The sequence below is a fragment of the Planktothrix tepida PCC 9214 genome, from assembly GCF_900009145.1.
In the GTDB taxonomy this organism is placed as follows: Bacteria; Cyanobacteriota; Cyanobacteriia; order Cyanobacteriales; family Microcoleaceae; genus Planktothrix; species Planktothrix tepida.
This window is the reverse complement of the sequence record NZ_LN889815.1, coordinates 119,281-145,542: the sequence shown is the minus strand read 5'-3', so window position 1 is coordinate 145,542 and position 26,262 is coordinate 119,281. Positions and strand designations below refer to the sequence as shown.

General features: G+C 40.8%; 22 protein-coding genes. 14 read left to right on the top strand and 8 right to left on the bottom strand.

Annotated features, from left to right (window positions below; translation table 11 throughout):
• Positions 1 to 57 precede the first annotated feature (57 nt).
• Together PL9214_RS27310 and PL9214_RS27305 are read right to left on the bottom strand one after the other, a co-directional pair.
• Positions 58 to 468, bottom strand: coding sequence for a hypothetical protein (locus PL9214_RS27310; RefSeq protein ID WP_072722462.1), 411 nt, complete (start codon positions 466 to 468; stop codon positions 58 to 60).
• Complete coding sequence (locus PL9214_RS27305) at positions 455 to 1,849, bottom strand: ParM/StbA family protein (RefSeq protein ID WP_072722461.1); 1,395 nt, start codon at positions 1,847 to 1,849, stop codon at positions 455 to 457. Before PL9214_RS27305 ends, PL9214_RS27310 begins: the two co-directional genes overlap by 14 nt.
• A 345-nt stretch (positions 1,850 to 2,194) precedes the next feature.
• Here PL9214_RS27305 and PL9214_RS27300 point away from each other — a divergent pair, with 345 nt between their 5' ends.
• The 3 genes from PL9214_RS27300 (at position 2,195) to PL9214_RS27290 (ending at position 3,588) form a co-directional block, all read left to right on the top strand.
• Entirely contained in the window at positions 2,195 to 2,524 is a 330-nt protein-coding gene (locus PL9214_RS27300; RefSeq protein ID WP_072722460.1) for a plasmid mobilization protein, read from the top strand.
• A complete protein-coding gene (locus tag PL9214_RS33310; RefSeq protein ID WP_072722459.1) occupies positions 2,521 to 2,805 on the top strand; it encodes a relaxase/mobilization nuclease domain-containing protein in 285 nt (94 codons plus the stop codon). Before PL9214_RS27300 ends, PL9214_RS33310 begins: the two co-directional genes overlap by 4 nt.
• Positions 2,806 to 3,099: 294 nt before the next feature.
• Positions 3,100 to 3,588, top strand: a complete 489-nt coding sequence (locus tag PL9214_RS27290; RefSeq protein WP_072722458.1) for a PIN domain-containing protein — start codon at positions 3,100 to 3,102, stop codon at positions 3,586 to 3,588.
• A 44-nt stretch (positions 3,589 to 3,632) separates the two neighbouring features.
• Here PL9214_RS27290 and PL9214_RS27285 read toward each other — a convergent pair whose 3' ends face one another.
• A complete protein-coding gene (locus PL9214_RS27285) occupies positions 3,633 to 3,869 on the bottom strand; it encodes a DUF433 domain-containing protein (protein ID WP_072722457.1) in 237 nt (78 codons plus the stop codon).
• A 527-nt stretch (positions 3,870 to 4,396) separates the two neighbouring features.
• Here PL9214_RS27285 and PL9214_RS32865 point away from each other — a divergent pair.
• Positions 4,397 to 4,522, top strand: a complete 126-nt coding sequence (locus tag PL9214_RS32865) for a hypothetical protein (RefSeq protein ID WP_281250377.1) — start codon at positions 4,397 to 4,399, stop codon at positions 4,520 to 4,522.
• A gap of 360 nt (positions 4,523 to 4,882) precedes the next feature.
• Positions 4,883 to 8,491, top strand: a complete 3,609-nt coding sequence (locus PL9214_RS27280; protein ID WP_072722456.1) for a pyrimidine dimer DNA glycosylase/endonuclease V — start codon at positions 4,883 to 4,885, stop codon at positions 8,489 to 8,491.
• Positions 8,492 to 8,549: 58 nt separating this feature from the next.
• Here the strand turns inward: PL9214_RS27280 and PL9214_RS27275 are convergent, their stop codons facing one another.
• Together PL9214_RS27275 and PL9214_RS27270 are read right to left on the bottom strand one after the other, a co-directional pair.
• Entirely contained in the window at positions 8,550 to 8,831 is a 282-nt protein-coding gene (locus tag PL9214_RS27275; RefSeq protein ID WP_072722455.1) for a hypothetical protein, read from the bottom strand.
• A gap of 126 nt (positions 8,832 to 8,957) precedes the next feature.
• On the bottom strand, positions 8,958 to 11,018 hold the full coding sequence (locus PL9214_RS27270) for a WGR domain-containing protein (RefSeq protein ID WP_072722454.1): 2,061 nt from the start codon (positions 11,016 to 11,018) through the stop codon (positions 8,958 to 8,960).
• Positions 11,019 to 11,087: 69 nt separating this feature from the next.
• On the opposite strand from PL9214_RS27270, the gene PL9214_RS27265 reads away from it, so the two are divergent.
• Positions 11,088 to 11,474 (top strand): hypothetical protein, encoded by a 387-nt coding sequence (locus PL9214_RS27265; RefSeq protein WP_072722453.1) that lies wholly within the window; start codon positions 11,088 to 11,090, stop codon positions 11,472 to 11,474.
• An 824-nt stretch (positions 11,475 to 12,298) separates the two neighbouring features.
• The gene (locus tag PL9214_RS27255; protein WP_072722451.1) at positions 12,299 to 12,526 is read left to right on the top strand and encodes a type II toxin-antitoxin system Phd/YefM family antitoxin; all 228 of its coding nucleotides are present in this window, start codon (positions 12,299 to 12,301) and stop codon (positions 12,524 to 12,526) included.
• A 64-nt stretch (positions 12,527 to 12,590) separates the two neighbouring features.
• Here PL9214_RS27255 and PL9214_RS27250 read toward each other — a convergent pair whose 3' ends face one another.
• Both PL9214_RS27250 and PL9214_RS27245 read right to left on the bottom strand, forming a co-directional pair.
• Positions 12,591 to 13,163 carry a hypothetical protein gene (locus tag PL9214_RS27250; protein ID WP_245824383.1) on the bottom strand — a complete coding sequence of 191 codons (573 nt, stop codon included), beginning with the start codon at positions 13,161 to 13,163 and terminating at the stop codon, positions 12,591 to 12,593.
• Between the two features lie 138 nt (positions 13,164 to 13,301).
• Entirely contained in the window at positions 13,302 to 13,697 is a 396-nt protein-coding gene (locus PL9214_RS27245; protein ID WP_072722449.1) for a DUF4351 domain-containing protein, read from the bottom strand.
• 44 nt (positions 13,698 to 13,741) lie between these two features.
• Here PL9214_RS27245 and PL9214_RS27240 point away from each other — a divergent pair, with 44 nt between their 5' ends.
• The 3 genes from PL9214_RS27240 to PL9214_RS27230 all read left to right on the top strand — a co-directional run bounded on the left by PL9214_RS27240 (position 13,742) and on the right by PL9214_RS27230 (position 20,693).
• Positions 13,742 to 15,145 carry a Uma2 family endonuclease gene (locus PL9214_RS27240; RefSeq protein WP_072722448.1) on the top strand — a complete coding sequence of 468 codons (1,404 nt, stop codon included), beginning with the start codon at positions 13,742 to 13,744 and terminating at the stop codon, positions 15,143 to 15,145.
• 131 nt (positions 15,146 to 15,276) lie between these two features.
• Entirely contained in the window at positions 15,277 to 16,251 is a 975-nt protein-coding gene (locus tag PL9214_RS27235) for a tyrosine-type recombinase/integrase (protein ID WP_083580224.1), read from the top strand.
• 422 nt (positions 16,252 to 16,673) lie between these two features.
• Positions 16,674 to 20,693, top strand: a complete 4,020-nt coding sequence (locus PL9214_RS27230) for a CHAT domain-containing protein (protein WP_072722447.1) — start codon at positions 16,674 to 16,676, stop codon at positions 20,691 to 20,693.
• An 86-nt stretch (positions 20,694 to 20,779) separates the two neighbouring features.
• Here the strand turns inward: PL9214_RS27230 and PL9214_RS27225 are convergent, their stop codons facing one another.
• A complete protein-coding gene (locus tag PL9214_RS27225) occupies positions 20,780 to 21,070 on the bottom strand; it encodes a nucleotidyltransferase family protein (RefSeq protein ID WP_072722446.1) in 291 nt (96 codons plus the stop codon).
• Between the two features lie 103 nt (positions 21,071 to 21,173).
• Between PL9214_RS27225 and PL9214_RS27220 the strand changes: the two genes are divergently transcribed.
• The 4 genes from PL9214_RS27220 (at position 21,174) to PL9214_RS27205 (ending at position 26,161) form a co-directional block, all read left to right on the top strand.
• Entirely contained in the window at positions 21,174 to 21,881 is a 708-nt protein-coding gene (locus PL9214_RS27220; protein ID WP_072722445.1) for a hypothetical protein, read from the top strand.
• 137 nt (positions 21,882 to 22,018) lie between these two features.
• Positions 22,019 to 23,311, top strand: a complete 1,293-nt coding sequence (locus tag PL9214_RS27215) for a hypothetical protein (protein ID WP_072722444.1) — start codon at positions 22,019 to 22,021, stop codon at positions 23,309 to 23,311.
• A 78-nt stretch (positions 23,312 to 23,389) separates the two neighbouring features.
• Positions 23,390 to 24,835: a hypothetical protein gene (locus PL9214_RS27210; RefSeq protein WP_139295178.1), complete on the top strand. Its 1,446-nt coding sequence runs from the start codon at positions 23,390 to 23,392 to the stop codon at positions 24,833 to 24,835.
• A 12-nt stretch (positions 24,836 to 24,847) separates the two neighbouring features.
• A complete protein-coding gene (locus PL9214_RS27205) occupies positions 24,848 to 26,161 on the top strand; it encodes a DUF1822 family protein (RefSeq protein WP_083580223.1) in 1,314 nt (437 codons plus the stop codon).
• Positions 26,162 to 26,262: the final 101 nt, after the last annotated feature.

Below are 26,262 nucleotides of genomic sequence, written 5' to 3'. Positions count from 1 at the left end.
TTGCCCATTCCCTATTACCCTACCTCCATCAACTAGACTCATAACCAACTCCTTAATTTAAAATAACTCTCCTGATTGCTTTTCTAACAAAGTTTGCTCAGATTGTGAAATTTCTTGCTTGTGTTCTTCCTCCTGTGAAGACTTGACATAATCCTCAGTTTGACTTTTATCCTCTATCAAAATTTGAGGTGTTTCTGGTAATAACAAAGATTGGCGAACATAATAAGCATGCTGTAATAAAGCATTGAAATTATCCAATCCTAACTGTCGCAATTGTTGAGCCGTGAGGTTGCCCCCTTCCAGATAAGCGATCGCTGCATAGGCCATTCTGAGAGCTTGCCATACTTTTTGGTTCTGCTGCTTCACACCATCACGCTTAATGTAATGTAAGATTTGAGCATCCAACGTATCTTCAAAAGGTTGCAATCTTAACGTTAAATTTTCTCGCTTCTGATTACTCTTGCTCATGTTTTGTACCTTTCCAAATTCCATAAATATCTACAAATCGAGTTAAGTCTGAAGATTCTAACTCAGTCGATTTCTCCGACTTAAACAATGTTTTTTCCAGTTGGTCTATCATCTGAGTCGCTTTCTTTTGAAGTTGTGCTGAAGGCGCTGCATCTCCCTGAGCAATTGTGGCTTGCATTAGTTCAAGTTGCTGTGAGTAATTCAAATTCTGTCGTTCATCACACTCAGCTAACCAACTGCGATAACGTTTTTCGCCCTCCACATCTCCCCAGTTGCGCCGATAAGTTGCAGCCTTAGCATCATCCCACTCAGGAGGCTTAGGAGGTGAAGGAAAGGGGGGCATAATTGTCTGTTGTGAAGGCAGAGCGATCGCTTTATATAAAGGAATAGAAGGAAATGTAGCTTCAATATCATCCAGATATAAAGGGGCAGCACCGCCCGCAATGATTAATTCCGACGCATCTTCTATGATGGGTGTCGCCCAAGTGAAAAGTTGTTGCCACAAATGACGCTTCGCAGAAGTCATAGCTTTAACCAATTGTTCCAATTCAATCGGTTTCTGGCTTTTATCAGTTGTAGCTAATCGTTGAATCAGAGGATTATTAATCGATAAATCTTTGCCAACTTGGAGTAAAACAGTTGTTAACTCCGATGCTGATTGTCCCAAACTCGAAGTTTGCACCGTCGCCACTAAATTGTAAAAACCGAGGTTATTGGTAAAGCCCAAAGCCGACCCATGATCATAAACAATTAAACTGGTATTTCGTTCGCCAAACATCCACACCACAGCTTTATTTTTTAATAGCCAATCTGCACCCCCTTCTTCTTGGTAACGCAACATAATTAATCCAGCACCTTCTGGTTTACAGCTTAAATCGTGCAGTTTAATCCGCAAGCGATTTCCCCGAAACTCAAACTCTGATAGTGCCTTAGTGAGTTCAGTTTTTAAATCATTCTCAGGAGTAATGGCAAACTTATATTCTGGATAAGGCAATAATAAGATGAGATCTAACTCCCATCGAGGAGGTAAATCGTAGAGTTCCTGTATTACCCCAGAAATCGCCAACAGCTTAGGAATGGCAGTCATTTGCTTGGGTTGTTTTTGTTCAGATGAGCGAGTCGCATCTACCGCATATTTTTCAGCCAGTTTCCCCACTGCATAGTATTGTGTTCCCAATCTGATCCACGCATCGGTTTGGGGATAACTTTTAACGAGTAAACTGCCTTGATGTTGAGTAATTTGAAAATCATCCAACTCCACCACTCTCGATCCCATCATTAATTTTTGAGGGGGATGATTAGGAAGTTGCACGATTACTTTGAGGGAGGAGTCTCCTAAATCCGCCCAAATTTTGATGAGTCTCGTTGTATTTTTTTCCATACCTCTGTGACTCCCATTCAGTATTTTTACTCTAAATTTAACGAGATCTTTCTGCACCTATTTGTGCCTTTAGATATAAGTTTCTGCACTTTTTTGAGTTTCTTTTGCACTTGTTCTCACTCACTCTCTTTAGTTTCGCCCTAGTTTTCGGTGAGGATGAGTGCAGAAATTACTCAAAGTTCACTACAATTTGGGCGTAAATTACTCCCCCTCTACTCACGACAGTTTCAGACAAAGCTTGATGTTTTACGAGAAGAATTGAAGGAGCAAGCAATAGGATTGTCCGTACAGATGTATATCTAAAGTTAGAGTTAGGTTCATTAAAATCTTGGCTAATTTAAGGCTATGAAAAATCCAACTGAATTTCCCAATCAGTCTAAACTCAAACGAATTGATGTGCGCGTTAGCGAAGCTGAGTTACTTTTGTTGCAGCAATATTCAACAGAGTGCAAGGTTTCCATCTCTGAGTATCTGCGGCGTTGTAGTTTGAAGCGAAATTTACCTCGCCCTCCGACTCATTCCTCACAGACAACTCTTTCTATATTGGTGTCAAAGCTTGTTGAGGAACTGAGTGCGTTGAGTGCGATCGCGCGCAGCACCAACCACCCTGATATAAGTGAACGGGCGGTTGCCATTGCCCAACTACTGTCAGAAATTTATCAGGTGTCCTTATGATTGCCAACATTACCCGTGGCTCTAACTTTACTGGAGTATTGCGCTATGTGATGGAGAAGCCCAATGCTGAATTGATGATGACTAATGTAGCGAGTGCATATGGAGAATTAACCGATTTAGCCAAGGCGTTTCGAGTCACAGCAGCAACTAATCCTAGAGTCAAAAAGCCAGTGTATCACCTTAGCATTTCTCCAGCACAAGGAGATACTTTATCTACGGCTCAATGGCTAAAATTAANTGGGTTGTCTATTGACATCCAATCGTGCTACCATTTCGGATAACAGGAAAGGTAAATAACCTGTCTAAAAACCTAGTTGCCTAAAGGTAAAGCGCACTGAACCTTGACAATTAAATCTATGCGGTTCTACTGCACAGTTCTAGTTTTCCCCAGCAGTGGGTAAAAGATTCATGGGAACTAGACGACCAGTTTTTAAACAAAAAAGAACTCGCAGTCATGCGAATAGGGTAGGGCATATCCGAATTTACGCTTGGGGAGAATCCCACCTCTGGTTAAAGCACTGCAAGGTACTTTGATTAAGTGGTTTCATTGAACCAAGAATCCCCACGCCTTCAGGCTGGGGAGTGTCAATAACACCTCCCCGCTAATAGCCCTTGTCGCTGCTTTGGGTGACTTAACTATTTTGCAATCTCTTTATCCAGAAGTATTAGTTCCTTTTGAAGTCTGCCAAGAAATTCTTAGTGGCGGTTCTAGTAACTTTGCTGTTGCCGAATTTACTGCTGCTAACTGGCTACAAAAACAGCCTGACCCTCTGAATATTTCTCCTCTCCTCCTCAACTCATTAGACATTGGCGAAGCCTCAGTTATTCAATTAGCCTTAAATGAAAATATCCCAACCGTTTGTATTGATGAATCGGTTGGACGGCGAATTGCTAGATTAAGCGGTCTTTCCGTTACAGGTTCCATTGGGATTTTATTACGTGCCAAGCAGGAAGGCTACCCTTTATCAATTAAACAATCTATTCAACAAATGATTAACCAAGGAATTCGATTAAGTACAACTGTAATTGAATTCGCCCTCAAGCAAGCCGGAGAAAATAATTAATCCAACTCAAAATTAACCTATCTTTTAATCTAATACGAGAAACTTCATCGGGCAATATTATAAATACTTTTTACCTGAGTTAAGCGAGTAGCAAAGAGTAAAGCCGCTAAAATATCATCCCGTTCTAAGTCCTCATAGTCTGCTAAAATTTCCTCAATACTCATCCCAGAACTCAGTAACTCTAAAATAAACTCAACCGGATAACGCAAGCCCCGGATACAAGGTTTGCCATGACAAATATTTAGATCGAGAGTAACTCGTTGCAAAAGGGAGTCATTCATGAAACTATATTCTGAACTCAACTCATTATAGCAACTTATTTGCTTTAGCAAGAAGATCTTTATTAAGAATTAATTAACTTAATAAAAAACTACTTTGGCAAAAAAACTGTTATTTATAACGGTAGTTACATCAAGCTTGTTCCTCAAGTGTTCAGTACAAATTGATAAGATGATTATGCAAAGCAAGTGGAAGAATAGGCTTTTAAAATATTCCTAAAAATCAAGAATTATAGTAAGCCCTAAAAAGCTTAAGTGAAAAAAAGTTAGTACACCCACAGTACCAAGTTAGATCATTAGGTGATTGACTCTGATTGATTCTAACCTTCAAAAGATAGCTAGTGATATCAATCCCTCCTCCGACTTACTCCACAAATGAATTCGTCGATTGGCATCCTTTGATTTTCAGGTCAAATGCTACGTCTCTAGCTTTGCACAAAACTCCCATCCTGTTACCCATTAATTACTCGCCACTACCCCAGTAACGCAGGTTACGGTCGCTATGCTGCAAATTTGCTCCGGCCTTCCTCATGGTTACAAAACTTGTAACCATTGATTTATATGGCTTTAGCCCGTTTTTTGCATTTTCTAAATTCTCCCATGCTGTGACTTTATCCTCCCATGCTGTGACTTTATCCTCCCATGCTGTGACCTAAAAAATTTTAAACCTTTATACAGTAAGGGTTTTAGCGATGGTTACAAGCCTGATCAGTTTGATCAGTCTTGATCCACGCGAGGTAAAAAAGCCAAAAAAAGCAGGGCGGTAGTATGGGAAAACTCAATTCCCAGTCTCGTTATGAAACCTTACTCAACCCACTACAGGCTGTTTAAACGCCATCAACGCCCCTTAACTGCTCAACTGGCAATAACACACCCCTACTCCTCCAAAACAACGCTTCTAGGGGGTGAATTCTTTGGCTAAATTCATTTCTAGTAAACGGTCTAACCCCTGCCCGATTTGTAACGACATTAAAGGCAAGTGTCGTATCCTCCCCGATAGTGACCTGGTGTTGTGCATGAACAGCGCCGTTGACCTTGACGGTTGGCGGTTTCTCGGACTTTCTCAAGGGGGGTTATGGGGAAAATATGTACCCCTACGTCCTGGCGAGTTAACCCCAGAAGACAAAATACTCCGACGCCAACAAGCCGAAGAACGCTCATTAGAACGACTTGCCATTAAACAAGGGATTGCAGAAAGTTTGTCGATGCAACAGCGCGATCGCAACTTCCGACAACTTCTGAACCAACTTAGCCTTCACCCCGATGACCGAAAAGACTTAGAACGTCGAGGGTTATCCCCTGAACAAATTCGCCGGGGAATGTTTCGTTCCGTTTCTCCAACAGTCAAACTCGATGAACCCGTCTCTCCTCAACTTCCTGGTATGGCGGTAGACGGACGACATCTAACCGTTAAACATCAAGGTTACTTCTGCCCCATCTTCAACCCAGAAGGATTAATTATTGGCGGTCAAATTCGGCTTCGAGACACCGTAAACAGCAAATATCGATGGTTACTTTCTCCGCAAAATCGTAATCGTTCCCATGCTGTGACCTCCCACCTTCAAGAAACAGGTGAACTTCCCCTACAATGTGTCTGGGTTAATCCCCAACAACGGGATATTCGACTCGCTGAAGGAATTCTCAAACCTTGGATTGCTGCCCACCGCAGACATCAAAACTATTTGGGTGCAGCCGGAGGACAATTTACCAGCAGTCCTCAATTGCTTAATTGTTACCTTGAAATTTTCCAACCCCAACGAATCATTCTGACTCCTGATGGAGGTGCTAAAAATAATCCCCATGTCCTGAGACAGTATCGGCATCTTTATCAACTCCTGCAATCTTGGGGTTACTTTTTATGGGTTGAGTGGTGGGGTCAGGAAACCAAACAACATCCTGATGTTGATGAAATTACCTCAGATACCGCCACAGAAATTATCCCTTACTCGGAATGGGATGTCACAGTAGGGGAAGAAAGGATAGCCTTCGGTGAAAACGCTTTCATCTCGGCTACTGAGTGGGAAAATCGGTTTAAATTACCTCAACTCAAAACTGAGTTAACCCAAACCCTCAAAACTTTTTTTACCAAAGTTTTCAAGAAACCTTCGGTAACACCAGGATTTGCACCGCAACTCCCTAAAAATCCTTCCCAAAATCCAGAGGCAAAATTTCCTGTCTCTACCAGCGCCATAGTTAAATGGCAGCCACCCAAATTTTCTCAAATTAACTACAAACCCGGAAAATTACCTGAGTTTGAAGATTGGTTACAAATCGGTTCACCCAGTATTCAGTTTGAAGCAGGGCAACGTCTAACACTCCTTAAAGAAGCATACAATAAGGGTTATCAAACCATCAAAGATTCCACTCCTCCAGGTTACGGAAAATCTTATGATGCAGGGCAAATTAATTTATCAACTTTTGATATTGACCTAAACAATAAAGATAATAAAACTCGGATTTTTTATCTATCCCCTGACCATCGAAATCCCACTAATATTACCCTTGAACAAAATTATGTTGATCTCGAAGCGAGACACGAAGGATTAATTCAAGACACCACTCGCAAAACAGCAATGGGAAATCCCTTCTTAGAACGTTGGAAATTTTCTAAGCAATATCAAGCCCCTACTATTCCCACGAACTGTCCTGAAACTCGCACATTTGAACTGACAGCACAACGAAATTTAACTGTTTTTGGCGGTCAGGATTCTCCCATCTGCCAAAGTTGTCCTCACTTACATGGGTGCAGTTTCTTAAATCAACGACGGGAAACCTTAAGCCATGAACGGTTAATTCGGGCTGACATTCACTCAATGTCAAAACCAGCCGAAACTGACATTGGCATTATTGAGGAGTCAGGAGTTAACTTACATCCCACTCAAACCGTGAGTGTAACCTTGGCAGATATTGAGAGGACGGCGGGAAAACTACAATTTGCAAAAGATCTCCGTATCTTTAAAGCATTGCGTCCTATTTTAAGTTCTGTTTATCAAGCCATTAAAGATTTATCTTCTCAAAATAAACGCTATGGAATGAGCCATTTTGAGTTGATGAAAGTATTACCCACACCGGAAGAACTTAACGATAAAATTTGGGAACTGTATGCAGACGATTGGTTAAAAACTAACGATGTTTGGGGAAAACCTCGTTATCACTATGAAATGATTGATGGTGAACCTGTTGCTACCCATATTATCGGTGAAGATTGGGAAATTCCCTCTCTCCACGACCTCAAACAGGAATGCTATCGTTTGTTAGGACATAACCTGGATAAATTGTTAAATGGAACAATGACTCCGCAGGAAAAGCAACAAGTTATTGAAGAAAATCTGATCCTAAATTGGATAGCTCCCCTTGTTAATGCTCTCTGTGGAAATCGGAAAATTAGTTTGCAAGTTGTTGGGAATACCTTAAGCATTACCCAACCTTGGAAACGCCACTTAGAGATTGTCAACTCTTTTGGATTTAGAATTTTCCTGGATGCGACTCAAACGAAAGAAGATTTAGCCCGAAATCTCAAGATCGCTTCGACACAGATCTTAGAAATTCGCCAACGTCAACAACCGATTCCTAATTTACAGATTCATATTATTCGAGGATTAGGACATTGTGGAAAACAACGACGAAAAACCCAACAGGATAGAATTAAATTAGCTGTAGAGGCGATCGCCTATCGTCATCAAGGTCAACGAGTTGCTGTTAATGATCATAAGGCAGTTACAGAAGACTATCAACCTTTACTCCATACTATTTTAGAAAAATTGGGTTATTGGCATCGAGATACAAGGGGTTCTAATCAGTTTCTTAATACTCAAATTCTTTTAAATGTTGGTTTACCCATTCCCAATTTAGGACAACTTGCGGCTCAATGGCAAGCCCTCACAGGACAGTCAAGAAAGCCAACTCAATTAACAGGAGAATATGGAGCCTGGGTATATCGTAAAATTTGGGCTGAACTCATTCAAGCAGATGCTCGACTTCGTGCTCATTTGAGACAGAATGAACAATTGCACGTCTATCATTTGGCTGATTTAGATAATGCTGCGGTATTACAGTTACGTTTAGCGTTTCCAGGTGCAACGGTTACTGTTGAAGAGGTTTATGATTATGCACCAGAAGCCGCCTCGAAAGGGATACAAATTGAACGAGGAATTATAGCGACTATGTGGGATTTAATAGAAGGTGGCAAGAAAACAACGATTGATCAAGTTGCTGAATTGGTGGGGGTTACACAGGGACGAATTAGTCAAATGTGTTCATCATTAGGGGGTTTTAAGCAAGTCAAAAAAACTTTAATTTTGTTATTAGAAGCTATTAATAGCAAAACTAAACTTTTGGATTTACCAGAAGAACTCAAATGGATAGCTCAAGTTTATCTCCCTGCGGTTGCTCAAACTTTAGAATCTGGGACACAAATAACGGCGGAGGAAAGCACAATTGAGGTGGTTCGTGATTTAATGACTGTTACTAAGGTTTACAGTATGAAGCCATTGAAATTGATTTTAGCTAACACTCCCCTATCTACTTTGTGCCAGTTATTTAGGGTATTAGTCCGTGTATTACCCATTGAGATTCAGGAGGTTTTAAAATCGTTCTTTTTATTGGAAATGTCTCTTACCGCTTGATCAAGCCTACTATTACCCAAATTAGGAAATATCGAGTTAGGGTCAATAATGGAACTCGCTACTTAACCCAATAGCCTGTAACTAACCAAGCACCAAGTCCTGAACCGATCCAACCCAATAAAATCATCCAAATGAACGATACAATCGCTCGACCTGTTGCGGCTCCGATCGCTCCCGATTCAGGTGGGCCTGTTTCCCGATCTTCCAGCTTAATCATGAAGTCATAAAAGCAAGCTCCAGCGATCGCCATCAACACAAACCCAACAATTCCACCGACCGGAATCAACAGCAAACTCCAGGTCAACCCAACGCGCACAATTGCACCCCAAAGGATAAACAAAGTTGGACTAAGCAATATTATCAAAGGCAAAAAAAATCTAATCATAATTACTGTAAATTTTCCCAATCAATTGTGCTTCAACCTGTGAGTTAGGATTGAGTTAAATGTTTCTTTCTGCTATTTTCCTTAGCCACACGCCCAAACAAACGCAAACTGGTCTTTGTGTGTTCGACATTGAAGGACATGAGCAATGCCCATATCCCCAAACATATACGAAAGATTTTTACGCGAAGCCAGTTGAAACACTTGTCGCATCGGAGCATGGCAAACGGGACAGCCCGGACACTCCATCCCCTGAACCCAACGCGGATAGCCTCCGAGTTTATCGCCGTTATCAGTGGGGTATACCTCATCATATTCATCTAAGTCATCCAAACCTAACCTTCTGACCACCTCATCCCAAAAGTGATCCTCCTGCACCTGCTCAAAGCCATAAACTAGCGCCACCAAATCGTCAAGATCAGGATAATCTTCAATTTCTCGCCAATCAGTGATCGTCAGAGCCGGAAAATGCGTTCCATAAGCTTCACCATTAATTTCGGGTAAAGGAGGAGTTGAACCGTTTCCCACTGGCTGCACTAAACGAATCCTAACCTTTCTAATCAAATAGGGTACTCGACCATAATAAATGGTTCCCAATTCATAATCTGCCTCCGAGTTACACCCAATACAGTGAAACAGTTGCAGTAGACCTGTACCAAACTCCTCACGCACAGGTTCGGGTAACTCACCCAAATTCAGTTGCAGAAACAGTTGCATTGGCTTGCTGCAACAAGGACAAGTCGGCCAGGGTTCCTCTGCTGCTAACCAAGGGCGACCACAAAACTTAGAAGCGAGGAGAGTACCATCCCCTTGAGTAACGACTGGTTTCCAAGCGGGACGGATAAATCGGGTAATGTCGAGGTCTGAGTGAAGACGAGTATTTTTAACCTTGAGATGAGATATTTGAACGGACAAAATTTGCAGATTTCCCTGAACACAGATTAATCGCAAACTATTAATTTCCCCAGGGGGGATGCGATGTTGATATTGACACAGAAAGACGTTATTCAAATCAACAACAAATTCAGTTTCTTGAACCGTGATTGTTAATGTAAACTGATGACCTAACCCCATCTCTAGGGGTAAGGAAAGTCTCTCTTCCAGACCCCAATGTCTGCTCTTGGTATTTTGTACAATTTGCCCTTCAGATAAACGAGGATTAAAGTGATAGGCGAAGTCTTGTCCTGTCATCAGGTTGAACGAAAAGGAGGGACTATTGGAGATAGCAACAATTGTCACCGTGGAACCCACCCCTAGTTGTATAGCCTGCCACCACGCCTCTTGGTTAGCTTGAAGGGTGCTTGCCATGACTGGAGTTGTCGGGTGAGCTATTTCCTGACGGGAAGGTTCTTCTGTGATTGGGGTTAGGAGAGATGAGCTAGAAAGACGCAATCTCACATAACCCTTTTTTAGCTTCTCATTAATTTTCTTCTGAGCTTCTGCTTGAGCTTTTTGGAGACTGTTATAGGTGCTGCGATTGGTTTGTCCGCTTGTACCAATGCGTCCATAGCGAATGATGACATCAAAGGCGTTAACGGTGACTTCATAGAATTTGTGGGAATGGTCGTCGGAAAGTTCCAAGTAGACGGGAGGACATGAATAGTAAGGGTCATAGCTGAGGAGGGTGGAGTGATAATAATCCTCTGCTTCCTCGTGGGACTGAAACTCCCGCACGTCTTCAGATAAAAAATTTCCGCCATAACCAGTACGAATTAGCCTGACTTGCAAACCCTCCAGGGTGAGCTTTCCATAATTGGGCATTTTGCCTGTATCGATTTCAAACTCGTAGCTTTGGGAGGGGTTAGGAATCGCTGTATTAGCTTCTATCGAAGAATTAGCAGAGAGGGACGCTTCGGAGCGTGTCCCAATTTCAACAAAGGCACTCCCACTCATGAACAAACTGCCATCTTCTTGTATAAGCAGGGTTTCAGTGAAGGGATCGGTTGTCCAAGCCAGCAAAACCGAGCGACTATCGGGTAAGATAGTGTACTGACCACGGCGATCTGTGCTTAACAATCGATAAGAGCCATCGGGTTCAAATAAATAACAGTATTTGTCTTTGTGTAGCCAGATTGAGTGGAGCAGTTTCTCCCGAAGACTGTTTTCTGGCTGTGTTGTGAATAAAGGAGAGGAATTGTTAGGCATAGACGACTTGTGCTTTTTTCTCCTCAAATCTAGCTCAAAACATTCGTCACCGATTCATATCTATAGACTATGAAATTTTCAGAGTTATCACAACAAACCCTAGAAAAAATAAAAACTTTGCAGTGGGATAGAATCATTGAAAAACATGAAGGCCCTGAAAGTTGGGAATCTGTTTTGCGCTGGGATACCGTTGAAATTCTTGAAATTGAGGGTCGTTCAGTTCTCCTCCCGATAGATCAATCTCAGCATGACAATCTAACCATTTTAAGAACGATTTGGAGTGCAGATGGAAATTCAGTTACGCTCTTTCTAAAAGATACTACCTATTTTGATGATGATTTTATGTCGGGATATTTAGCAATTTGTGATCGACTTAAAGAAGACGATTTATTTGTTTCTATCGTCTATCATGAATGGTTTATTATTGAAAATAAAGAAGCTTTAGCTGAAGAATAACTTTCAATGACTTCGTTAACTATTGATTGTAATTCTGACTGATAACTCCTAGCTACCGATTTAATCTTATGGCTCCAATTCTTCCTAAATTGACAATCAAACCGGGCTATCAACCTCAATCTTCAGATACAACACCTGAAGCCGATTTATTAGGATTCTGGCTCTTAAAACAACGAACACCCGAACAGCGACTGTTGATGGGAAGCTCGATGAACCAAAATGCTCGTCGCTTTGCTATTAACTGCTTCCGCCAACGCTTTTTTGATTTAAAAGAACCAGAATTTGCTCAAAAACTCGCCCAAGCTTGGTTAGGTGAAGATTGTCCACAACATTATATTCCCACCGGAGATGAAATGACTTGGGTTCAAGATTCCATTAGTCTGGCTGAAATTCTTCACCCAATTTTTGAATGCCACAATATTCCTTATGATATTACAGGAGGAGTTGCTGCTATTGCCNGTTGCAACAGCGTTTAGAATTTACGCCTCGACAACTGCTGTATCTGGAATATTTGGAAAAAGTTTTAACGTTACCTCGGCTTTCCGGCTGTTAATTTCTTAGCGAGCGTGAAAACAGCCTTCCCCAACAGAGGAAAGCTGTGTTGCTTGTGGCGTAATCTCTTAAGGAAGTTAGGTTAAGATAATACGTCTTATCTTAAGCCGAGTTTTTCATCTACAAAGAGTGCGTCAAGAGTGCGGAGTGCGAGGTGCGGAGTGTGGAGTGCGAGGTGCGGAGTGCGGAGTGCGGAGTGCGAGGTGCGGAGTGTGGAGTGCGGAGTGCGTGAAAGTTATATTCAAGACATCAGGTTTTGGTAGAGAATATCAATGCACCACGTTAACTTGAAAGAAGCTGAAACAAAACTAGCAGAATTGATTGAAGAAGCAGCAAGCGGAGAAGAAGTTGTAATCACACGCAGTGATGGAGCAGCTTTCCTAATTGTGCCGCTTGTTGGAGTGGGAGCTATCCCTAAATTCGGCAGTGCTAAGGGTAAGGTGATTATGTCGGATGATTTTGATGAGCCATTGGCAGATTTTGAGGAATACGCTCCCTGAAAATCTTGCTTGACACTCATCTATAGTGACTAGAGATAGCGTGTTTACAAGTTATCCTGTGCAATTAGTTTGGTAAGATGCTCTGACAATCAGCATTCTGAGTTAGGCATTCATATAGCCGTTTTTTTAACTCCTGTGCAGCCAATTCTTGCTCTCGCACCTTACCCACCCGCAAACTATCCACTAAACACAATAACTCATAAAATAAAGGATCAGCCTCCACAACTTCCGGCACAGAGCGATATAAAGGCGTAATTTCCTGACCCTTGACCTTCCCCTTGGTAAAGGGCCATACATAGAGATTTTGATCATCCGTCATCAACAAACCCTTCAAGGGTTCAGCAGAATGAGCCGTGGGTATACCCCGTACCAATGCCCCAGGATAAGCCGGAAAAACGTATTTTAAACCATGTATAAGATATTCCTCCACAGCCGCTTTTAACACTTTCCTTCTTTTGCTGTTATACAAATGGCACTGTTCACAACGCTGTAAAGCCGCATACACGACAGAAGGACTGGTCTTTAAACTTTTTGCCAAATCATCATAAGTCCACATCGAATCTAAACAGTGAACTTTGAGCAAGATGACGATATCTTGAGGTTTTTGAGCCGATTTCATTCGGGAGCGAGTCAGCAATATTCTTGATTCATGAATTACGAATAAAAATAGTATAACTTAAATGATTTCATTTGAAATTGGCGTTTGAATGGGGAATGAAAACCAATCATAATATCTAAAGTGGGTACACCCATCTCGACATGATCTCATTCATGATTAATCGTTTTGAGTCTGCAAATAGGCACTTAGATCTTCCAAAGAGTTAAAATTGAGGACAGCTATACTTAAGTCTTCAAGTTGTTCAATCGATAGTGCCTCCACCTGGGCTTGTATCTCTGGCGGTAGCCCATTTGCGAGTAAAGAAAAATCTTGTAATTTATGGTAGAGTTGATTAAGAATAATAGCCAGAGCCGCTTCTTTACGAACGGTAAGCCTCGTTTGACTAATCAACGCTTTGATATCGGCATTAAAGGCAATCTCTTGGGCAGCAATACTCGCCTCTTCAACAATCCTATTGCCCAGACGAATATTATGGCAAGCATCCCACTCCGTTTCTGCCGTCAACTCGGTTTCATAGTGGACAACAATCCAATAACGTTTCAACTCACTCATACAACTTCACAATTTCAAGGGTTTATATTCAAGGAGATGCGGCAATGACATCAAACCTGTTCAATGAATTTATCGATGCCGGCCCAGAAGCCAAACTAGAATTAATTGAATCCAAGTTAATCGTCGGTAATACCCTAGTTGGTAGCCGTCTGCTGCTCAAACAAATTCTCACCGGATGGGGAGCGCGTGCCGCCATCGCCCTAGCTCCTATACAACACTGGTTAGAAGCTCTCCGTCTTACCTATAACGGGCCGATTCCGCCCGGATTAGACAGTACAGAAACCATCGCCACCACCTTACAAACCTGGGCGGCTAGTTTCCCCTACCAACCCCAAGACCTGCTACCCGGTTCCAGAGGAGAAGAAAACTATCACAATCCCATCCGTAGTTATATCAGCCACTCCTTCTGGGAAATCGCAGAAAAACTAGGAGGGCAATCATTCAGTCGTGATTTTGTCATGCGCCTAGGCAACAATGGCTTCACCCCAGACATCCTCTTATTTTTAGGGCCGCCGCGCAACACACTTAGAGAATACTACCTCGAAGGGCCAGCCGAAATGGTACTCGAAGTGCTGCGACCCGGACATGAATACGCAGACCGCATCATCAAACGAGACTATTACGCCGCAGGTGGAGTACCAGAATACATCATTCTCAATCCAGCCCGAAAAGAAATCGAATTTTGGCACTTAATCGACGGAAAATATGAGCGAATGGCCCCTGACCCATCAGGATGCTACCGACCGCAGAGCGTACCGGGGTTAGTGTTTCTCCCCGACAATCTGTGGAGAGAAGATGAAGACTGGTATCGCTGGCCCCAAGACCCTCCAATTGTTTATATTGAAGGTACACAGCCAGAAAGTCGAAGACTGCGAACCGTAGAGAATGGTTTAGATTGGGGATGTTTACCATTTAATCCGCAATTGCAGTTAGAGCCAGTACCCATTTCTTTTGAACAGTATATTGCTTGGTGTCCAGAAGCCAAGTTTGAGTTCTGGGACGGGAAACCCCAAATTGGCGGTAAAGAAGGCATCCGCAACTTGATTGGGATGTTACTGATGACATGCGGTTTAGCAGATGCTTTAAAGGTCTTGTCGCCCGTTGAGTGGGTAACCGCGTTATTAGAAACAGAAACTTTGAGACAGCAAGATGCCCAACGGAAAGCAGTTTGGTGGGATTTGGCTCGTCAAGCAGCTACCCTATTGCGTTCTAAATATGGGGTAACTCGCTTGGGAGTCATTGGAGATTTAGTCAAACCTGAGCCCTTAAATTTTTGGTCTGAAATTACACTGGTTGTTTGGGATTTACCAGAGAGGAAAGGTTACGAGATTTACCAGGATTTGTCTAATTTGAGCAAGGAACCTGAGATTAACTTAATTGAGGCAGAGAGCAAGTATGCTACGCTAGCTCAACAGCAGTCAATTTCTCAATTTCTGGTTGAGATTTAGTTCCCCTCGATTTCTTGTTGAAGTGTTTGACCAAAAATTTGGGATAAAATTAAACCTAAATCCTATTTTTGTATTCCTCAACTCTATCTAAATCGCACTCCGCACCCCGCACTCCGCACTCTATAATCCCTATGAACACCCTCCCGTCTCATTCTGCTGTTGAAATTGTTCCGGCTTCTGTTGCTAGGACATTAGCTGAACGCAATGTGATGGAGGATTTATTAGCTACAAAACGTTCTGAGAATACTCGGAAAGCTTATAATCGGGATTTGAAGGATTTCTTTTGGGCAGTTGCTCATCAAGAACCAACCGCCCAGTTAGTGATTGAGTTTTTACAGCTATCGAAGGAACAAGCTTTAAGTTTGGTATTGGGTTATAAGCAGCAATTGTTATCCAAAAAGTTATCAGAAGCAACAATAAATCGACGTTTAGCCGCGATTAAAGCATTAGTGGCATTTGCTTATCGGATTGGACAATGTGGTTGGACGTTAGCCGAATTAAAGGGAGAGAAGGTTAAAACTTATCGTGATACGACAGGAATTCCTCCGGTGGTGTTTAAGAGGATGTTGCAAATTCCCAATCGTCGTACATTAAAAGGGAAGCGGGATTATGCTTTGTTAAGGTTGTTGTGGGATAATGTTTTGCGGCGGGAAGAGGTATGTCAAGCTAATCTTGAGGATTTGGACTTGGAGGGCAAGACACTCAAGATTTTGGGGAAGGGTAAAGGAACGCAGAAGGAAACGGTAACGTTATCAAAGCCAACGGTGGAAGCTCTACAAGATTGGTTGGTGGCGAGACGAGAATTGAAACGCTCTAAACCTTTATTTATTGCCTTGGATAGAGCGAGTTACGGTCATCGACTTACGGGGACAGGGGTTTATAAAATTGTTAGTCAAATTGCCAGAGAAGCAGGGATTAATAAACCGTTATCGCCTCACCGGATTCGTCATTCGGGGATAACAGCGGCATTGGAAGCAACGAATGGGGATGTGCGGAAGGTGCAGAAATTGAGCCGCCATTCGGATTTGAATACGTTGATGATTTATGACGATAATCGGAAAAATCAGCAGGGGGAAGTCACGGATTTGTTGGCGGATTTGGTTTAAGAAGATTAATGTCCTAACCTCGGCTTTGACTACCATATAAAGTTATAGCTTAGGCGATCGCTTTAGTGTTAAAGTGNTTGTTCGACTTGTCAACGGCGATTTCGAGATGCTGAATCTTTCGATTCTCTGGGAGTTTTGATTATGATTTTATTCGCTTTTCTTTTCTTGGTTTCGATTCAAATTTTCAACCCCAGTCGTTCTCAAACCCCTGGAAGCCAAACCACCTCCTTTAAATCCATTTAAAGTTATGATACCCTTTTTAAAATCCTATCTAAAAATGGCTGATTTCTTCACCCCAATAGAAACCGAATTCCTGCACAAAATCTGATTGTTCACCCTAAAATAGTGGCTAGGAACCCGGTTTCTGATCTCCACCTGACACCCTACTTAACAGGCAAGATGGCCTGTTCCACACACCCAACATGAACGAACAACGCTTCAACGCCTATCTGACTTTAATTCAAAATCTCCTCGCCTGTCCTAATGGCGAACAACCCCAAATTTTACAGAAAAATCAAGACTTACTGGATCAAGATTTCCTACAGGTTTTATTCGCAGTATCTTCACAATTGCAGGAAGACGGAAGACAAGAGGAAGCAGAATATTTAATCAATTTAGCAGAAAAATTATCAGCTTGGCTTGGGAACAGGAACTTCTCGGAAGATTATTATAATTTTTTAATAGAAGTTTTGCAAGCAATTTCAGATAGTCGAGGAAATCCTCAAGTTGTTTATCCCCTATTTCAACAAAACCTCGATAAACTCGATGAAAATTTAGCCAATATTTTGACAAACTGGGCAACAGCTACATTTAAAGAAGTTTCTAGGGAAACGGCTTACAACATTGCAGCAGATATTTGCAATTTTGCGAATTTAATCCAACAGTTTCCTCTAGGAAACCGCAAGAAAAATTTAGAGATTAGTATCGCCACCTATCAAGTGGCTTTAGAAACTTATACTCGTGCAGCTTTTCCTAAACAATGGGCAACCATTCAAAATAATCTGGCTACTGCCTATTTTGATAGAATTAAAGGGGAAAAAGCTGATAATATCGAAAGGGCAATCGCCGCCTACCAAGCTGCTTTAGAAATTAGAACTCGTGAAGCTTGTCCTGAAGAATGGGCAATGACTCAAAATAATCTGGCTGCTGCCTATTCTGATAGAATCAAAGGGGAAAAAGCTGATAATATTGAACAGGCAATCGCCGCCTACCAAGCTGCTTTAGAAATTTTAACCCGTAAAGCTTTTTCTAAACAATGGGCAACGGTTAAAAATAATCTGGCTACTGCCTATAAGGATCGAATCAGAGGGGAAAAAGCTGATAATATTGAACAAGCAATCACCACTTTTAAAGCGACTTTAGAAATTTATACCCGTGAAGCTTGTCCTGAAGAATGGGCAATGACTCAAAATAATCTAGCTCTTGCCTATAATGATAGAATCAAAGGGGAGAAAGCTGATAATATTGAACAGGCGATCACAGCATTCCAATCGGCTTTAGAAATTTATACCTGTGCAGCATTTCCTTATGAATGGGCAAGGACTCAAAATAATCTAGCTATTGCCTATTTGGATAGAATCAAAGGGGAAAAAGCCGATAATATTGAACAGGCGATCACAGCATCCCAATCGGCTTTAGAAATTAGAACCCGTGAAGCTTGTTCTGAAGATTGGGCAATGACTCAAAATAATCTAGCCGCTGCCTATTGGAATAGAATCAAAGGGGAGAAAGCTGATAATATTGAACAGGCGATCGCAGCATTTCAATCGGCTTTAGAAATTTATACTCGTGCAGCATTTCCTTATGAATGGGCAAGAACTCAAAATAATCTGGCTCTTGCCTATAATGATAGAATCAAAGGGGAAAAAGCTGATAATATTGAACAGGCAATCGCAGCATTTCAAGCTGCTTTAGAAATTTATACTCGTGAAGCTTTTCCTCAAGATTGGGCAAGGACTCAAAATAATATAGCTATTGGCTATTCTAATCGAATCAAAGGGGAAAAAGCTGGGAATATTGAACAGGCGATCACAGCCTATAAAGTTGCTTTAGAAATTTATACTCGTGAAGCTTTTCCTGAAGATTGGGCAATGACTCAAAATAATCTAGCTCTTGCCTATAATGATAGAATCAAAGGGGAAAAAGCTGATAATATTGAACAAGTGATCGCCACTTTTAAAGCGACTTTAGAAATTTATGCCCGTGAGGCTTTTCCTGAACAATGGGCAACCACTCAAAATAATCTAGCTCTTGCCTATTGGAATAGAATCAAAGGGGAAAAAGCTGATAATATTGAACGGGCAATCGTTGGCTCCCAAGCTGCTTTAGAAATTTATACCCGTGAAGCTTTTCCTGAACAATGGGCAATGACTCAAAATAGTCTGGCTGCTGCCTATTCTGATAGAATCAAAGGGGAAAAAGCTGATAATATTAAACGGGCGATTAAAGGGTTTCGGTTAGCATTAGAAATTAGAACACCGGAAGCGTTTCCTTTAGATTGTTTACAGTCGGGTAATAATTTAGGAAATACGGCGTTTAATGCGGAGTTGTGGGAGATTGCTATAGAAGGATATAGAAAGGCAATAGGAGCAGTCGAAATTAGTCGCAGTTGGGCGATAACGGATGAACGAAGACAGGAAATTATAGCGCAAGCGGTGGGAGTTTATCATAATATTGTCCAGTGTTATATTAATCTCGATCAAGTTGATAAAGCCATTGAATATGCAGAACGTTCTCGATCTAAACGGTTAGTGGATTTAATGGCAAGTAATGACCTTTATGCTGACGGTAAAATTTCCCCAGAAGTGCAGAAGTATTTGCAAGATTATGATCTTCTGCAACAACGGATTGATCAAGAACGGGAACGTTTACGGCGAGAATTTGATGGGAATAAAACCTTAGTAGAAAGTGTCAGTCGTCAGCACCAGCGAGAAGCAGTTGAATTCAGTAAAGACACGATTGAACAATTAGAAGAGGAAAAACAGCAACTCTGGGAACAAATTCGCAGTCGTGATCCGGTGTTATCAAGACAAATTAAAGTCGAGCCTCTGGATTTTACCATAATTCAAGGTTTAATTGAAACGCCCAAAACCGCGATTCTAAATTTCTACACCACCACCAACCAAACCCACATTTTTATCCTCTATCAAAACAAACCGCCCCAACTCCATACCTGCGAGAATTTAAGTTATAGAAAATTACGAGAATTAGGGGTTGACGAGTGGTTAATTCCCTATTTAGAATCCAATCAAGTCTGGGAAGCAAAAATGGGCGATTTCTTACAAAATCTAGCCGAACAGTTAAACCTCAACACCTTAATTAACACCTATCTTTCTGGTATTGAAGAATTAATTATTATTCCCCATATGTTTTGGCATCAAATTCCCTTTGCTGCGTTACCTTTAACCGATGCTTCTGAGTCTTCATCCTCTCAACAACCTGGAGGAATACGTCAAATTTTTAACTCGTTTCTGCGACTAGAAAAACCCCAAAATCAAACCACCCATAGCGATAATGTTCCGGTATCAACTGTTCAAGAAAATTCTAAATATTTGGGAGATAAATTCCGCCTGCGTTATGTTCCCAGTTGCCAAATCTTGAAATTCTGTCAAGAACGACCCCCACTCAATCTATCACATTATGGAACCGTTGAAAACCCCGACGGCACGCTTCCGGGTGCAAGTTATGAAGGAGAAAAAATTGCTCAACTTTATAAGATTCCCGATGATAACCGTTTAAAAGGTCGAGAACAAGGAACGGTTAAAAACTACCGCAACCTGTTAGAAAAAGTTCAGGTATTCCATTCTAGTCATCATGCGTCGTGCGATTTAGATAGTCCCTTAGAATCTCGATTAATCTTAGCCGATGGTACAATTACATTAGGGCAAATCATGACCCCCGGTTGGCGACTTCCCCAGTTATCGGATATTTTTCTATCCTGTTGCGAAACCAATCTAGGGGTTGCCGAAGTCACCGATGATATTCTAACGTTATCAACAGGTTTCCTCTGTGCTGGGGCGCGAAATGTCGTGAGTACGTTATGGGCAGTTAATGACTTAGCAACGGCGTTATTTTCTATCTTCTATTATAGAAATCGTAAACAGGGTCATAACCGTTCAGTCTCTTTACAAATGGCTCAGGTTAAGTTAAGAGGGTTAACGAAAAAAACGTTAAAAAATCAATATCATGACGAGTTAGAAGCTCGTTTTACTCAACAGTTTAACCAAGCTAACGCCCAAAGACAACAAGCTAAGGCAGAGCGAGATAAACAATCAAAAGGAACCCCAGAATATGAACAATGCCAGAAAGAATATCAATATTGGAATCGAATTGCAACTAAAAATTTTAATGCTCAAGAAAGTTTAAAAGATTTTTGTAATCAAGAATATCCCTTTGATCATCCGGTTTATTGGGCGGGTTTCATTTGTTCAGGATTAACATAAGAAACCGTTGCTTATCCCTTCCCTCCGTCGTTTTGTGAATGCGAGCGATCGCTTCCAGAATATCTTGAATCCGCATTGACCATTCCCTAGAAGGCACGAATTGCCTCCTTGAGAACAGGTTGTCGTAAATGTTCTCTCAAAGCATCTTGTGTCCCTAAATCAATGGGGCACCCCAAAATATCTTCTAAAAAATGTTGCACCCGAAACAAGTCAAATAAACTCGCTTCTATGGAAAAATCGACTAAAAAATCTACATCACTATCTGGTTGTGCTTCATCCCGTGCGACCGAACCAAATAAATCTAAAGACTTCACACCCAAAGCTTTTAATTCTTCTGTGTGATTCGCTAAAATTGCCAGCGCTTCATCTCTTTTCATAAAATACCTAACACCTGAAACCCGATACCCGACACCTAACTAACGTTTGCATAACTCTAACAGTTGCGTGCGATATAGCAATATACCAATTCGGAAAACTGTTATGAGTCGCACCTATTCCCGTCGTCACTATCAACCCTCACCCCCAGTTGAGAATCTCCCTTGGTGGAAATCCCCCTTAATCTTAGGAGCTATTATAGCAGGAATTGGGATCATTGGTAGTACCCTTTGGATTGAATATACAACCCAAAGAGTTATCCATATTCGCGCTGATGATAGTTCTGATTCTGCTGAAAAATATAGCTTAGAACGACAACAACATTGCCGCGCCAGTATTCAACAGTATAAACCTGGTGATGTTGCCATTACCACTGCTTTTGCCGATCGCCCTGTTACTACTCAAAATATCTCGATTTTCAATAGTTTATCGCTTTTGGGTCAGTGTAATAAAGCTCAACGTCCGATTAAAAACCAACAACCCGGCACCTCACTAATTTTACTGTTAGAAGACGTTAACAGACTCATTAAAAAAGAGCGCGATCGCCGAAATTATAACCCGGTTGTTGTCACCATTACCTTACAGGATACTGAACCAGGGCCGAATCAACCCCCACCGGATGATCAACGCCTTCAAGAATTAGTACATCAAATTACAGCCGATCAAGGAACAATTATGTTGATGGTGGAAAACCCGAATGTTAATCATCAACTGAGAACACTTCTAACTGAGGAAACCTCCGCCGAAATCTGCTCCTTTGCTGATATTTCAAATTGTGTTAATAAAGCTTTTGAAATCGGGCGGAAATTATAAATTTTTGCTACAGGTAAAATCTTTGCATAACTTCTAAAAGCTTTCTCGATAGTAAGGTAGAACAAAATAATTGTTAATCGATCAAACCTAATCGTTAACGCTCTCAAACATTTGCTAGTCATTAAGGAGTATTGATCATGAGTTCTAATTATTCTCATCACCATCAAAAACAGTTTCAAATTGATCAATTAGTTGATAGTTGGCGACATCTTCCCCAAGAAGTTATCGCCCGGTTGCCAAAAGGTCTTCGTGCTAAAATGAGTGAACGACAGCAGCGATCGGGTAAATCTCGTGTGGCAGAATCTCGCATTGATGACTTAAAACCCACCGCTACACGTCAACCCTCCGACTCTTTTAAAAAAGCAACTAAAATTGTTGTTGTGATGATTGGTGCATTAACCTTTAGTGCCGGAACCCAAGTATTAACCTCTCGTTTAGGGTCAATGGCGTTACCTGCGGCAATGGCTGGGGGTGCTTTAGCAAGTTTTCTTGTTGATGACCGTGCAACTAAAGTCACAACAAAAGCTCGTTTAGCTCACAGCACAAATCAAGCACTGAGTAGCATTATTAAGCAAAAAGAATCCCAATCTTTTATTAATGAATTAGGAGAATTATACTACAGCATTCAAACCGCATTAATCCAAGAAATTGAAGGCAAAAATTTAGGTAAACAACTCTGGATTGATGGAGTTTTAGCGGGGTCATTAAGTGCAGCAGAATTCACCATTAATTTTTGGATTGTGGCACAATTAGGATTACCCGGAGGATTATTAATTGAAGCAATTGCTGCTAGTTTACCCGTAACATTAATTTGGATTGCTGCCGCTTTTCAGAGCGATCACTTTGAATTACCGGAAAAATTTGCTGATTTAATGAACAAATATGAACCCGCTTTATTTCCCCCTGTAGGAATGACAGAAGAAGAATTACACAACCTGCTGACGATGGAAATTGCCCAGGAACAACGGATTGATTATTTAGTGAAATTCGTTGCAGAAGGAGATGATAGCGGACGGTTAAAGAACTTACCAATGGCTGAAGCAGATTATGATATTAATCAAATTCGCGATCGCAAATATCAGTTAGAACAAGAACGGGATATAGCTGTTGAACAACGTTTATTCGCTCATCGTGCTGAAATTAATAATCTGCCGAATCAATTCCCCATTCCTGAAGTTAATCTGACGGGTTTGAGTCCCCAACAAATTAAGGAAAAGGAGGAAAAAATTAAACAGCAAAAAGCGATTTGGGTACAGCAAAAAACGGCTGAATTAAAAGCCAATTTAGAGCAAGATTTAAAAATAATCGCTCACCGTTATGAAACCCAGATCAAGCAATGCGAGGAAGATCTGACAGAAGTTCAGAAGCGGTATCATGAGGGATATGATCGCTGGCAAGAAGACGACGAACCGAGAAGCGACATTGCTTAAGAGAATTGAGAGAAGATTAAGCGAGGGGTGCTTTTCGGGTATAATCCCAGCATCCCTTTTTTGCTTGACCTTTCAACTATGCACCCATTAGATGAAAAGCTTGAAGAGTTGGTATTAAAAGCGCAATTACATTTTAATGACCCTCCAAGAAGGCGTAGAGTTATACAGGAGTTATGGGATATTATGTTACCGTCAAGACGCCGACCACCACAGCCTACTGATGATGAGGCAAGGCGCAGACTAGGTGGCTTGAAAAACAGCTGTCGTAACATATATGGGTCTAAATTAGAAGGTGATTTTGAGGAAGATTGGCCCGATGTTTTACAGGAAGCTCAAACAGAAGTTTTGACGAAAATTGATATTTATAAAAAAGGAGTTGATTCTCAGCTATATACAGCATGGCTGAATTTTTGCAAAACATTACCATCACAGCCAAATTCTGAAGTTTATTCAGAGTTTCAAAACCAAGTCGATAAATTTCGGAATCGTTTTATTCAAAGACGAACAAAAAAGGCTAGTGCTCAAAAAGTAATGATTTTTGCCTTTCATCTTCTGCTCCAGAGCGGGTCATATAAAATCCTATTACTGCTTATGCACGACTACCCAAAAAAGAAAAACGGCATGATTGTTGTTAAACCTTATCCGCAGGAAAAAGCCCAACATCTATCTCAAATTTGTGAAAATTTTTGCAACAGCATTCAAACTAATGAAATAGATTTACAACAAGCCTGGAATACTTTTTGTGCTGAAGTTCAGAAACTTTATCGACCTCTCAAGTTTTGGAACTGGTTTGCTAGTTATATAAAATTTCGCTTTATTGATATTATCCGAGAGCGAACCAAAGAGGTTTCAGCCGATGCGCCGGATGCAAAACAAAAAGAAGATTCTAAAGCTCAGACGCGATTAGATAAAATTCAGGATAAAGCTGATTCAGGGTTGTCTCAACAGCAGATTAAACTAATTTACGAAGATCCAGATGGAATTTTCCGAGGAAAGCATATTAAAAATTTCCCTGAAGAAGATTTTAGAGCCATTGCTATTTTAAAATTCAGGGATGCTACCTTACAAGAAATTGGCAATCATTTCAATCATGCCATCATAGAAACAGAAAAAACCAGAAATAGAAATTTAACAGAAGAGGAAAAAAAGAAACTTTATGCTCAACAAACAATTAGTTCTTTTTACACTCGTGCCTGTTATTATTTTAAACCCATTCTTGAAGAATATTTAGAAGCTAGAATAGCCCTACCACAACCTGTTATCGAACAAATTGTTAATGATTTAGAAGGGAAGTATAATAAAAGAAGAATGCCCGGTTATTCTCAAATCACTTTTAAAGGGATAATTGAGGCTCGATTAGGCGGAGTTCCTTCTTGGAAACTTCTAGCACAACAATTACGCATTGATGTCAAGGATTTGATTTATTTTTACCTAGATTCTATCAGTTATTTTAAACTGATGACAAAACCCAAGACTCGAACCAGAAAAAGTAAAAAACATAGTGAAACAGAGATTAACAATTAGGAGATAACAGCCATGACTTACACAAATCGTTCAATGTTTACAGTTCCTATAACCTCAAAAGCTTGTAAGTTAGCTAAGTCGTTTAAAAGTCAATATGAAAATCCGACGAAAGCTGAACAAGTTTATCTGAATACCCTTGCGGTTTATGCCGTAGAAACCTATTGTGAATGTTTAGGAATTGAGACAGATTTAGAAAATTCTGATAGTCTAAATTCTGTGATGCAGCCGTTAATGAATATCGCCGATTTAGAAATAGAAGGAATTGGCAAAATAGAATGTCGTCCTGTGTTACCAGAAGATGAATTTTGTTATATTCCCGTTGACACTTGGGAAAATCGCATTGGTTATATTGTTGTAGAAATTGATGAACCATCAAGAGAAGCAACCCTATTAGGATTTTACCCTCCGGTTAATGCTTTAGAAATGATGGAAGAAATTTCTCTTGATAGTTTTCTTCCTTTAGAAACATTTATTGATTATCTAAACCGACTCGAATCAGCTTTGGTTTTTTTTCAGAGTGATGATGAGGTCGTGGAGACAGTTAAAATCCGACTAGCAGAACAGCCTATAACAGAAATTATTGCTGGACTTGAACGAATTTATCGCATCCATCCTAAAGATAAATGGCGCTATGCTGGCGGTAAGTTTTTAGCGAGTGCAGCACAAGAAGATATAGCTTGGCGTGGAGGGAACCGAGAGGATAATTTCAATAATGATGAATGGCAAGAGTTAGCAGAAGAATTAATGAATAAGTTAGATGAGATTTGGAAGGATAAAGTTGATATTTTATCAGAAACTAACGTTGTAAATCAACCTTTACCTCAACCAATGATTAATGCTCAATTTAACACGCTTCCTGTAAATTTTGTTCATTTAAACAATTGGTTAGATCCCAATCAAGAATCGTTGAACCATTGGCTTTCTTTTGAAATTTTCTTAAAAAGTTTGCCCGAAAATCGTTCTTTAAGGTTTGTGGCTGCACCCCGTTCTCGCAGTGCAGAGACAGAAGATCGATTAGAAAGTGTCAGTAAAGTTTGGCAATTTCAACTTTTAGACTATCCCTTAGTCTTGGTTATGGCATATCAAGTAGAATCAGAAGAAAAACGAACAGTTATCGCGCGATTATATCCGAATGGGGAAGATGCTTATCTACCTCCTGATGTGAAATTAATTATCTTAGAGGAATCTGGGGAAGTTTTTTTAGAAGCTACTTCTCGCAGTGTTGATAATTGGATTCAATTAGAATTTCAAGGGGAACCAGGAGAACGATTTAGTATCAAGATAGAACTAGGAGAAGCAAGCATCACGGATAATTTTATGATTTGATAACGGGTTTCGGGTTTCGGGTTTCGGGTGTAGAAGGCTTGATCATTAAGGCTCACAGGTATCAGAAATGTCCTAATATGACTTTCGATTGCTAGCAGTCC